The 11,423-nt window shown below is 71.3% G+C and carries 6 protein-coding genes; 4 read left to right on the forward strand and 2 right to left on the reverse strand.

Annotated features, from left to right (window positions below; all coding sequences use genetic code 11):
* Nucleotides 1-21 precede the first annotated feature (21 nt).
* Both HJG44_RS14375 and HJG44_RS14380 read left to right on the forward strand, forming a co-directional pair.
* Nucleotides 22-1,329 carry a capsular polysaccharide export protein, LipB/KpsS family gene (locus HJG44_RS14375; protein WP_171219542.1) on the forward strand — a complete coding sequence of 436 codons (1,308 nt, stop codon included), beginning with the start codon at nt 22-24 and terminating at the stop codon, nt 1,327-1,329.
* Nucleotides 1,326-2,087: an SDR family NAD(P)-dependent oxidoreductase gene (locus tag HJG44_RS14380; RefSeq protein ID WP_171219082.1), complete on the forward strand. Its 762-nt coding sequence runs from the start codon at nt 1,326-1,328 to the stop codon at nt 2,085-2,087. The genes HJG44_RS14375 and HJG44_RS14380 overlap by 4 nt, the downstream gene beginning before the upstream one ends.
* 6 nt (nt 2,088-2,093) lie before the next feature.
* Here HJG44_RS14380 and HJG44_RS14385 read toward each other — a convergent pair whose 3' ends face one another.
* Nucleotides 2,094-6,386 (reverse strand): translocation/assembly module TamB domain-containing protein, encoded by a 4,293-nt coding sequence (locus HJG44_RS14385; protein WP_171219083.1) that lies wholly within the window; start codon nt 6,384-6,386, stop codon nt 2,094-2,096.
* Nucleotides 6,386-8,380 (reverse strand): autotransporter assembly complex protein TamA, encoded by a 1,995-nt coding sequence (locus tag HJG44_RS14390; protein WP_171219084.1) that lies wholly within the window; start codon nt 8,378-8,380, stop codon nt 6,386-6,388. The genes HJG44_RS14385 and HJG44_RS14390 overlap by 1 nt, the downstream gene beginning before the upstream one ends.
* Nucleotides 8,381-8,621: 241 nt before the next feature.
* Between HJG44_RS14390 and HJG44_RS14395 the strand changes: the two genes are divergently transcribed.
* Nucleotides 8,622-9,665 (forward strand): YihY/virulence factor BrkB family protein, encoded by a 1,044-nt coding sequence (locus HJG44_RS14395; RefSeq protein WP_171219543.1) that lies wholly within the window; start codon nt 8,622-8,624, stop codon nt 9,663-9,665.
* 96 nt (nt 9,666-9,761) lie between these two features.
* Nucleotides 9,762-11,270: an ABC transporter substrate-binding protein gene (locus tag HJG44_RS14400; protein ID WP_246736265.1), complete on the forward strand. Its 1,509-nt coding sequence runs from the start codon at nt 9,762-9,764 to the stop codon at nt 11,268-11,270.
* The last annotated feature ends 153 nt before the right edge of the window (nt 11,271-11,423 follow it).

The raw sequence follows: 11,423 nt of genomic DNA on the forward strand, positions 1-11,423 counted from the left end.
AAACGGACCTGTCCATTGAGCGTGGTTGAACCTGCACCTGCGAAGGCGGCGTCGCCGCGGACGTTCCTCTTCCTCCAGGGCCTGGCGTCTCCGTTCTTCGCCGAGCTGGGTCGGGCGCTCATCGCGCGGGGCCACCGCGTCCGCCGCATCAATATCTCGCTGGGCGACGAGATCTTCTGGCGGCTGCCGGCGACGAACTACCGCGGCAGCCTCGCGAACTGGCGCGGCTTCCTGGCGAGCTATCTGGCGAGCGAGACGGTCACGGACATCGTGCTGTTCGGCGATTGCCGGCCCTACCATCGGGTCGCGATCAGCCTCGCGGCGCATCGGCGCATCCAGGTCCATGTCTGCGAGGAAGGCTATATCCGGCCGAACTGGATCACGATCGAGCGCGGCGGCGTGAACGGCTATTCCTCCCTGCCCCGCGACCCGGCGACGGTGCGGGCGCTCGCGGCCGAGCTGCCGGATCCGGTCGAGGTGCCCTTCGCGAGCAACTTCGCCCGCCGGGCCCTCTGGGACGTGACCTACAACTTCGCCAACATGGCCGGCCGGCCCGTCTATATGGGCTACCGCCGGCACCGGCCGAACCACGTCCTGGTGGAGTATGCCGGCTGGCTCAAACGGCTGACGCGGCGCCGGCGCACCGTGACGCATGCCGAAGCGGAGTCCGCCAGGGCCCTCGCCCATCCGGGCGGGTTCTATCTCGTGCCGCTCCAGCTCGACAGCGACTACCAGATCAGGGTCCACTCGCAATACGCGGTCCTCGCCGAGTTCCTGGACGAGGTCTTCGGCTCCTTCGCGAAGCATGCGCCGCCCGAGCCCGAGCTCCTGGTCAAGGTGCATCCGCTCGACAACGGGCTGATCAACCGGCCGCGCCAGGTCGCCGAGCTTGCCGAGAAGCACGGCATCGCGCACCGGGTGCGCTGCATCGAGGGCGGCCATCTTCCGACGCTCCTCGAGAAGACCCTCGGGGTGGTGGTCGTGAACTCGACCGTCGGGCTCACGGCCATCGAGGTCGGCCGCCCTACCGTGGCCCTCGGGACCTCCATCTACGACATTCCCGGCCTCGCCTTTCAGGACGGGCTCGACCGGTTCTGGACCGAGCTGACGCCGCCCGACCGCGACCTCTTCTGGGCGTTCCGCAAGCTCGTCATCCACCGCACGCAGGTGAATGGCGGCTTCTTCTGCAAGACGGGCGTCGGGCTCGCGGTGAGGAACGCGGTCGAGAGGCTCGAGGCCGAAAAGCCCTATTGGCATTTCGCGCCCGTGGAGCAGGCGGCCGAGCTGCCGGACGCCGATATCTACGGCCGGCCGCTCCCGGCCGAATGAGGCCGCGCAGCGTCCTCATCACGGGCGCCTCGCGCGGGATCGGAGCGGCGCTCGCCAGGGCCTATGCCGCGCCAGGTGTCACGCTTGGGCTGCTGGCGCGGGACGAAACGGCGCTGCAGGCGGCGGCGGAGACATGCCGCAGGGCCGGCGCGGCGGCCGTGCCGATTCCCGCCGACATCCGCGACCGGAACGGAATGCGCGAGCGGCTCCTTGCCTTCGACGCCGAGCATCCGGTCGACCTCGCCATCGCCAATGCGGGCATGCAGCTCCCGACCGGCGACGACGCCGCGACGGAACGGGCGACCTATGGCGAGATCGAGGTCAATCTCCTCGGTGCTCTCAACAGCGTCCTCCCCCTGATCCCGCCCATGCGGGCGCGGGGCGCGGGGCAGATCGCCTTCGTCAGCTCGCTCGCCGGCCTGGCGCCGCTCCCCGATTCCCCGGGCTACAGCGCGTCAAAGGCGGCGCTCATCGCCTACGGGCTGGCGACCCGGGAGCGCCTGCGGGAGGCGGGCATCAAGGTCAGCATCGCCTGCCCGGGCTATGTCGTGACCGACATGGGTGACCGTTATAAGGGCTGGCGGCCGCTCTCGATGTCGGCCGAGAGGGCCGCCGAGCATATCCTCCGGGGTCTCGAGCGCGACCGGCCGATCATCGCCTTTCCGCGCTCGCTCGCCCTCCTGGCCAGGCTCTCGATGCTGGTGCCCGAGCCGGTGCGGCGACCCTTCATGGGCGGCTTCCGCTTCACCTACGAATAGGCCGGCTCACCACTCGTAATCGCCCCCGATCCCGACCGAGGTCGCGCCGTTCGCGCCGACCTCGCCCTTGAGCTTCAGCTCGTTGGTGACCCGGAAATCGATGCCGAGCCCCGTACCCGACGCGCCCGCGCCGGCCCGGACCCCGACCGAGAGACGGTCGTTCAGGGCGCGGTTGAGCCCGAGCCCCGGCCCGCCCGCGGCTCCGAGATTGACGTCGAGCCCCTGGAGGCCGAGATCGCGCCGCAGGCTCTCGAACGGGTCGTCGCCGCCGGCGGAAAACTGCGCCGCAGCCTGCGCGAGCGCGAGGGCCTGCGCCGTCGTGAGCTGCCCCGAGGGCGAATTGAAGAGAAGGCGGGACAGGATCTCGTCCCGCGGCAGGTCGGGATTCGACCGGAACTCGAAGGCGGGCTCGGAGGCCGGGCCCGTGATCGCGATCTCGATCGTCGCGCCGCCCGCGCTCGTCTGGGCCAGGAAGTCGAGCTCCGGCGTGAGCTCGCCCGAAAAGGTGAGCCGCCCGCGCGCGAAGTCGAGCCGCGCGGAGACGACCTGGAGGCGGCCGCTGCGCAGCTCGAAGGCCCCGACCGGGTTCGGCCTGGCCAGCGTGCCGGTGAGCCGCAATTCGCCGCCGAGCTCGGCGATGAGGCCGCGCCCATGCACGAAGATGCGGCCCGGCGCCGCGATCGCGAGATCAAGCGTGGCGTCGAAAGGAGGCGCTGCGCGCCCGCCCTTCCGGTTGCGCGCGTCCAGCGCAAGCCGCGCCCGCGCGGTGCGGGTCGGATTGACATGCCGCGTCCCCGGAAGCGGGCCCAGGGTCGCGGGCAGGCGCTCGGGGATGGCGACGTCCAGGGTCAGGACCTCGACCCGGCCGGAGACACGCGGATCCCGCACGAGCGGGCCCGATATCTGGACCGCAAGGTTCGCGACGAGCGTCGCGACGCCGCTGCGCACGAGTTCCGCACGCCGTCCCTCGACCCTGATCTGCCCGGGGAAGCCGGCGCCGGGATCGATGCGCACGCGGCCGGAGGCCGAGATCGCGCCCTCGTTCCGGGTCGTGGCGGAAGCCGACTCGATCACGATCTCCTCGCCGCGCGCGACGATGCGGGCGCGGAGATTGTCGAGCCGAGTGCCCTGGAGCGCGTCCGTGAAGGAGCCGCCGGAGAGCGTCGCGGTCCCGCTGGCCTGGGGCGCCGCGGGCGTCCCGCCGACGCGCGCATCCACCTCGACGCGCCCGGCGAGGCGCCGGCCGGCCGCGGCCAGGAGCCCGGCCGTGGCGGCGCCGGCGTCGATCCCGCCGCGGATCGTGAGATCGAGGGCGCCCGCGCCGACCGGGACCGAGCCTCCGACCCGGATCTGGCCGGCGCGGCCGGCCGCGAGCGTCGCGTCGATCGTCGCGCGCTCGCCGTTCAGCCGGCCCGACGCCGCGATATCGGCCGGGGGCAGGCCGAGATCGCGCGTCTGGGCCAGGACGAGCCGCGAGATGCGGGCCTGGTACTCGCCCGTCGGGGCGCTCGGCGAGCCCGCGATGCTCGCCTGCCCTTCGAGCGTGCCGGAGAGCCCGAGTCCGGGCGCGAAGATCTCGGCGGCCGAGAGCGGGACCGCCCGGGCGACCGCGCGCAGGGCCAGCCGCGGACCGGCGGTGCCGTCGACCGTGAGCCGGCCTGCCCCGAGCGCGACCGCAAGGCCGCGGATCTCGACGGTCCCGTCCGCGAGCGTGAAGGTCGCGGGCTGCGCGATGGCGATGCGGTCGCGCCCGCGGCTCGCGCCGAACTGGGTCAGCTCGACGCGGATGCGCTCGGCCGGTACGACGCGCGCCCGCGCATCCAGATCGAAGCCGCGCGCCGTGGCCGTAAGGATCACGTCGCTCGCCTGCGGGGTGCCGCGGGCGTTGAAGCGGATGCGCGAGATCCGCTCGCCCGCGACGAGGAGCTCGTCGACCGCGGCATCGCCCGAGATCACGGGCCGGCGGTAGAGATCGGTCGCGCTCACATCCGCGGTGACGCGGTCGAGCTGCGCACCATAGGCCGCGAGGCGGCTGCCGTCGGCCTTCACGGCCGCGTTCTGGCCGCCCTCGGCCAGGTCGAGCGCGATCTCCGCGTTCAGCGCACCCGACGCGCGGGTGAGGAGGAGCGGCGAGATATCGTCGAGATTGCCGGCCGCGACGTTCAGCTTGCCGCTCGCGAGCCAGTCCGGCTGGAGGGTCACGCCCCCCGTGACCGCGACGGATCCGATCGCGAGGTCGACATCGTCGGCCGTGATCTGGCCGTCCGGCGTGCGGGCGAGATGGAGGCCGCCGCGGGCCGGCTTGCGGTCGACCTCGCCGTCGAGCGCGAGCCTCACGTCGGGCGAGCGCACGAGGTCGCGGCCCGTCAGGTCGACCACGAGACGGGGCACCGGCCGCCCGAGCGCCGTTCCGTCCGTCACGGCGATCCGCAGCGTCGCATCGGGACTGGCGAGCGGGCCGGTGAGCTGCCCCGTGATCGAACCCCGGCCGGAGACGCGGGAATCGGCCCGGCGCAGGTCCGGCACGGTCACGGCGAGCGTCATGTTGGACGCGTCCGGCGCAGCGGTTCCGTCGAGGCGGATATTGGCGTTCCGGCCCGTGACGCGCATCTCCTGGAAGCCGAACCCGCCCTCCGGCGTGAGCCGGACCGTGCCGGCCGCATCGAGCCGGCCGCCCAGGAGACCGTCGGCCGGCTCGATTCCGGTGTCGAGACGGCTCGCATGCGCATCGATCACGGCGTTGTAGCGATTGGCGCGCGGCGTTCCCTCCACGTCCGCCTTCAGCGTCGCGGCGCCGCGCAGACCCGGCAGGCCGGCAAGGGCCGCGAAGCGCGACAGGTCGGCGGCGCCCGCTTCGAGCTGGCCGCGCAGTTCGCCCGAGCCGAGCCGGCCGGCATAGCGGGCGGACAGCGTCGGGGTGCGGAGCTCGAGACGCTCCACGTCGATGCGGCTCTCGGCCGCCGAGACGCCCTTCAGGGACAGCGTGAGCTCCGTCCCGACCGCGCGGGCGAGGGCCGGGTCGGCCGCCGCGAGGCCAGTCGCGCGTGCATCCGCCGTGAGTTCGATCCGGGTCCCGGCGCTCGTCACGGTTCCGGACGGGACGGCCGCGAAGCTGGCGTCGAGCCGGGCGAGGCGCCCGGCGGGCAGCTGCGCATCCTCGGCATTCAGCGTCGCGTCGATCCGGGGCGAGGTGATCGGCCCGGTCACCCGCCCATCGAAGGCGAGGCGGCGGATTTCCGCCCCGGACACGGCGGTCCGCTGCGCGGCATTCGGCAGGTTCGCGGCCGTGATGCGGAGGTCCGCCACCTGGTCGGGGTTCATCCCACCCGCGATGTCGAGGCGCGCGGCGGCCGCCGCGAGGGTGATGCCCGGGATCGTGACCGCGCCGTCGTCGCCGTAGGTGGCCGTGCCGGTGAGACGGGTCGTGCCGGCGAAGACCGGGGCGGCGATCTCCGGCAGAAGCCCTGCGATCTCAGCCGTCATGTCGAGGGCGAGCCGGCGAGCCGGCCCGTCCCGGCCCAGCGTCGCGCCGCCGCGCGCCCCGATGCCCTGGCCCGCGTCGAAGGTCAGCCGCGACTGGAAGGCGTCCAGCGTGCCGTCGCCGTCGAGGTCGAGCCGGACCGGTGGCAGGCCGGGGATGTTGATCGCCCGCGCGAGCAGCCCGCCGGCGGGTTCGTCGAGGTCGAGCGCGAGCGTCAGGCGCTCGCCCTGCGGCACGAGGCCGAGCCGGGCCGTGAACTGCCCCCCCGCGTCCAGCCGGCGGGCCTCGAAGCGGAGATCGAGGCCTTCGGAGGGGTTGCCGAGCCGAGCCGCCCCGGTCGCCGCAAGGCGGGCCGCGGTGCCGAAGATCGGCTCGCCCAGCCGGAGCTCGGCGAGCGCGAAGTCCTTGATCTCGACGCGGACCGGCAGTTCCGGCAGGAGCGGCTGGTCCTCCCCCTCGACGGGGATCTCGGCCGGAAGCGGCCGTCGGGCGACATCGAGAATGCCCACCTCCAGCCGATCGATCTCGAGACGGCGGGAAAGCAGGGCGAGCCGCCGCCAGACGATCCGCGCCCGGTCGAGACGGAGCCAGACGCCGTCCCGGTCCGAGATCTGGATGTCGCGGATCGTGGCGTCGGACGAGAGCGCGCCCTCGATGGTCCCGATGGAGACGCGGGTGGTCGGCGTGGAGAGCGCGCGCGAGATCAGGCTCGCCAGGATACCCTTCTCCTCGTCGGCCGCCCGCCCGGCCAGGGTCAGGCCGCCGAGCGCAGCCAGAGCGAGGCAGAGAAGCGCGAGGAAGGTTCGACGGAAGCGCATCAGAAGGCCTGCCCGATGCTGACGTAAAGCACCGCCTCCTTGTCGCCCCTGCGCGGATTGAGCGGGAAGGCGACGTCGAGGCGGACGGGCCCGATGGCCGTCACGTAGAAGACGCCGAGGCCCGCGGACATGCGGGTATCGCCGAAGAAGTCCGGGAACTGGGACGCATAGGCCCCACCCGCGTCGAAGAATGGCACGATGCCGATCGCGTCCGTCACCCTGATGCGCGCCTCGACGGAGCTGTCGAACATGGAGCGGCCGCCGACCGTGAACCCAAACGGCCCGAACGGGCTCACGCTCTGGAAACGGTAGCCGCGGATGGAGCCGGCGCCGCCCGCATAGAAGCGGTAATTCGACGGGATGAGCTGGATCTGGTTCGGCTCGTCCAGGAAGCCGCCGATGCGGCCGCGGGCCGCGAGCACGAAGCGTCCCTCCTCGTCGAAGGAGTAATAGGCGGATGCCGAGGCGGTCGCCTGGGTGAAGGCCACGGAGGAGCCCATGAAGGCCGGGTACGGCGTCACGGCCGCCGAGACCCGATAGCCGCGCGTCGGGTCGAGCGGCTTGTCCGTGTTGTCGAACTGCATCGTCAGCGGAAGGCCGATGAGCGTGTAGTCGACATTCGAGATCACGTCGCTGGTGCGGCCGCGCTCGCCCTTGATGCCGAAGGTGGCCGAGAGCGTCTCGTCGATCCGGTAGCGGGCGGCGGCCGTCGCACCGCCGAGACGGACCGTGTAGCCGCCGAAACGGCCGCCGCCGGTGCGGTTGCGCTCCACGAGCCCGTCGAGGAGGAAATCGAAGCGAGATCCTTCGATGGCGGGCTTCAGGAAGCTGAAGGTGAACCGGGCGCCGAGATCCGAGAGCCGCCAGTCGCCGATATCCTTGATGCGGGTGCCGTTGTTGCGCGGGGCCAGGAACATGTCCCCCTGCAGCCTGAGCCGCTCCGCCCCGCCGAACAGGTTCCGGTTCTCGTAATAGACCCGCCCGCTCGGCCCATCGATGGTGGAATAGCCGAGCGCGTAGCCGGCGGCGTTGAGCGCCCGGTCCGTGACCTCGACGAAGATCGGCAGGTTGCCGTTGCGGTCCAGCCTGTCGCCCTCGCGGATGCGCACGGAGCCGGCAGCCGGGATGGACGCGATCGACTTCCTGGTGGAGTCGAGCCGGTCCGGCGAATAGGGCTCGCCCTCCTCCAGATAGATGAAGGAGCGCACGATCTCCTGGTCGAATCCCTGTGGTCCGCGCAGCGCGACCTCGCCGATTCCGGCGGACGGGCCGGGATCCACCAGGAAGGTGACGTCCATCGTGTCTGCCGCGTGGTCGACCACGGGGGCGGGCGGCGGCGACTTGACGAGGGGGTGCGACCTCCGGCGGAAATGGTCGACCAGCCTCGCGCTCGCGGCGCGGATGCGGGCCGCCTCGGCGGGATCGCCTGGCCCGAGCCGCATGACGTGGGGAGGAAGCTCCTCCGGCGAGAAGGGCTGTCGCGTCCGCTGGTCCAGCACCTGGATGTTGCGCATCCGGAAAAGCGGACCCGTCTCGACGATGATCTTCACGGGCACGCGGGCGCGGCTGCGGAGCGCGTTCGCGGCCCGGACGGCTTCCGGGTTCTGGAACTGCCCGATCCGGACCGGCACTCCGGCTATCTCGATCGTCGGCGTCGCGTCGTAGTAGCCGGCGCCCCAGAGCGCATCGACGAGGGGTGCGAAATCGGCCACGGCGCGCTGGAGCAGCGTCTCCCCGTCGGGGGGCGCATCCTGCCGCAGGCGGTAGAGGTTTGACGCATCCCGAAGCCGGCTCTCGACATCCTCGTCGCCGCGGATCTCGAAGCTGAGCTCGTAGGGCAGCGCGGCGACCGAGGGCGCGGGCGGATCCTCCGACCCGAACAGGCCGAAGAAGTCAAAGGCCGAGGCCGGACCGGCGAGGCCCGCTCCGCCCAAACTCGCGATCACGAGGCCCGCGGCGATCCTCCGCCGCCAGGGCCGACGCCCGAAACTCATTCACCCTCCCGCCGCCGGTCCGCCCTCCAGGCAGGTCCGGCGGGTTCGCCACTCCGATCGTCAGCGCCCGGCCGAAGGCTAGCCCGGCCCGGGCGAGAAAGCCACGCGCGCCGCCGTCCGTTCTGAACCACGCCCGGAGCTGTCACCCGCGCACCACACAAATCCGGCCTGTTTGCTCTAGGCTTGGCGCGGCAAGAGGGAGCGCCCGGCAGCGGTTCGTCGGATGTCGGACACACGCAGCATGACGGCCGGCGAGCGGCCGAGCCAGGACTGGCGCTCGCGCGTCGAGAGGCGGGACACGGCCGAGCCGTCTCCCGAGGATTTCGCCCGCGCCCGGGAGCCGGGCCGGGGCCGGCAGGCGGAGGAGCCGCGGGACATTCCGCCGCTCGGCTGGCGCGACATCTTCTGGCGCGTCCTCTACGCGATCCCGGAGGACCGGATCCTGGCGACCGGGGGAAGCGTCGCCTTCTTCACCCTCCTGGCGGTGTTCCCGGCGGTCGCCGTGGTGGTATCGCTCTACGGGCTCTTCGCCGACGCACGGACGATCGGCGACCACCTCGTGCTCCTCGCCGGCATCCTGCCGGCAGGGGTGCTCGACCTCATCCGCGAGCAGATCATCGCGATCACGACGAAGCAGACGCCCGCTCTGTCGTTCGCCTTCGGGGTCAGCCTCGTGGTCGCCCTCTGGAGCGCCAATTCCGGGATGGGTGCGCTCTTCGACGCGCTCAACGTGGTCTATGGCGAACGGGAGCGGCGGAGCCTCCTCCGCTTCTACGGCACCACCTTCCTGTTCACGCTCGGAGCGGTGTTCTTCGCCATAGCGGCAGTCGGGGCCGTCGTGGTCCTGCCGGTCGTCCTCAAGTTCATCGGCTACCAGGGCTCGGCGGAGCTCATCCTCTCCGTCGCCCGGTGGCCGGTTCTGCTCCTCGTCGTGATGCTCGGGCTCGCGGCGATCTACCGCTTCGGCCCGAGCCGCCGCGCGCCGCGATGGCAATGGGTGTCGGTCGGCTCGATCGCGGCCGCGCTTCTCTGGATCGGCGGCTCGATGATCTTTTCCTGGTACGTCGCGAGCTTCGATTCCTACAACAAGACCTACGGCTCGCTCGGGGCGGCGGTCGGCTTCATGGTCTGGATCTGGCTCTCGGTGGTGATCGTGCTGGTCGGCGGCGAGATCAACGCGGAGATGGAGCACCAGACCGCCCGGGACACGACGGCCGGGCCGGAGAAGCCGCTCGGCGCGCGCGGCGCGACCATGGCGGACCATGTCGGGCCGGCCCAGGGGTGAGCGCGAGCATTCTTGACTCGGAAGGCCCCGCGTCCTGAGAGTGCATCCGCTCTCCCGACGAGGTTCTCCATGCGCCGCTGGTTAGGCCCCCTTTGCTTGTCCGCCGCCCTGGCTGCCGCACCTGTCGTGCTCGCGCCGTCGAACCCGGCACTGGCGGACAAGGCCTCCAACACGATCCGCTTCGCTTACGATCAGATCCCGGAGAACATCGACCCGTATTTCAACAACCTGCGGGCCGGCGTCATCATCAGCCAGCATGTCTGGGACACGCTGATCTACCGCGACCCGGTCAGCGGGCAGTACAAGGGCCAGCTCGCGACGGCCTGGAGGTACCTCGACGACAAGACGCTCGAGCTCGACCTCCGGACCGGCGTGAAGTTCCACGACGGGACCGAGTTCACGGCCGAGGACGTCGTCTTCACCCTCACCTATGCGTCCAGGCCCGAGAACAAGGCGACGACGCAGGCCAATGTCAGCTGGATCGACCGGGTCGAGGCCGTCACCCCGCAGAAGGTCCGGATCCACACCAAGCAGCCCTTCCCGGCGGCGATCGACTACCTGTCCGGGCCGCTCGTGATCCATCCCGCCAAGTACTATGAGAAGGTCGGGCCCAAGGGCATGAACGAGAAGCCGATCGGATCGGGGCCGTTCCGGGTCGCGAGCCATGTCGTCGGCAAGTCCCTGACGCTCGAGCGCAACCCGGACTACTTCAAGGACTCGCCCAAGCCCTCCGCCAAGATCGCCAAGCTCGAGATCCGCTTCATTCCCGACCGGCAGACCCAGATGGCCGAGGTGATGGCCGGCGGGCTCGACTTCATCATGAACGTCCCGAAGGATCAGGCCGAGCAGATCGGCGGGGTGCCGGGATTCCAGGCGCGCTCCGGGGAGACCATGCGGATCGCCTTCCTGAACATCAACACGCTTCCGGACGGGCCCGTGGAGGCGTTCAGGGACGTGCGCGTTCGGCGGGCTCTCAACCACGCGATCAACAAGGACGCGCTGACCAAGGAGCTCGTGGGCGGCGGCTCGCGTCCGCTCGTGACGCCCTGCTTCCCCGAGCAGTTCGGCTGCACGTCCGAGGGCGCGACCCGCTACCCGTACGATCCGGCCAAGGCGAAGGCGCTGCTGAAGGAGGCGGGCTTCGGAAACGGCCTGTCGATCGACTTCTACGCCTATCGCGAGCGGCAGCAGGCGGAGGCGATCATCAACGACCTGCGGGCGGTCGGGATCACGGCGAACCTGCGCTTCCTCCAATATGCCGCCATGCGCGACCAGGGCCGTGCCAACAAGGTCGGGCTCGCATTCCAGACCTGGGGCTCGAATTCGGTCAACGACGTCTCGGCCTCGACGCCGGTCTATTTTGGGGGCGGGGCCGATGACGTGAGCCGCGACCCCGAAATCCACGGCTTCCTGCGCACGGGCGACACCTCCGTCGACCCGGAGGCCCGCAAGGCCGCCTACAAGAAGGCGCTCGCATTGATCGCGGAGCGCGCCTATTCGGTACCGCTCTACACGGTGCCGAACCACTACGTCGCTTCTGCGGGCCTGGACTTCAAGGTCTATCCGGACGAGACGCCGCGCTTCTGGGAGATGACCTGGAAGTGAGTTTGGCGGAGATCGCCCTCCCCCTCGCGGGGAGGGCCGCGTCGCGCTACAGGCGCGAACCGGGGTGGGGGGCGCTCCGGCCGAAACGGAACGCATACCACCCCACCCGGCCCGGCTCCGCCCTCCCCTTTAAAGGGGAGAGAAGGCGCTCCT

It is taken from the genome of Enterovirga aerilata (assembly GCF_013044135.1).
In the GTDB taxonomy this organism is placed as follows: Bacteria; Pseudomonadota; Alphaproteobacteria; order Rhizobiales; family Beijerinckiaceae; genus Enterovirga; species Enterovirga aerilata.

Bases quoted from the DNA above. Each gene is read 5' to 3' on its own strand.
- HJG44_RS14380 (WP_171219082.1), top strand. From the start codon at position 1,326: ATGAGGCCGCGCAGCGTCCTCATCACGGGCGCCTCGCGCGGGATCGGA.
- HJG44_RS14385 (WP_171219083.1), bottom strand. From the start codon at position 6,386: ATGCGCTTCCGTCGAACCTTCCTCGCGCTTCTCTGCCTCGCTCTGGCT.
- HJG44_RS14390 (WP_171219084.1), bottom strand. From the start codon at position 8,380: ATGAGTTTCGGGCGTCGGCCCTGGCGGCGGAGGATCGCCGCGGGCCTC.
- HJG44_RS14395 (WP_171219543.1), top strand. From the start codon at position 8,622: ATGACGGCCGGCGAGCGGCCGAGCCAGGACTGGCGCTCGCGCGTCGAG.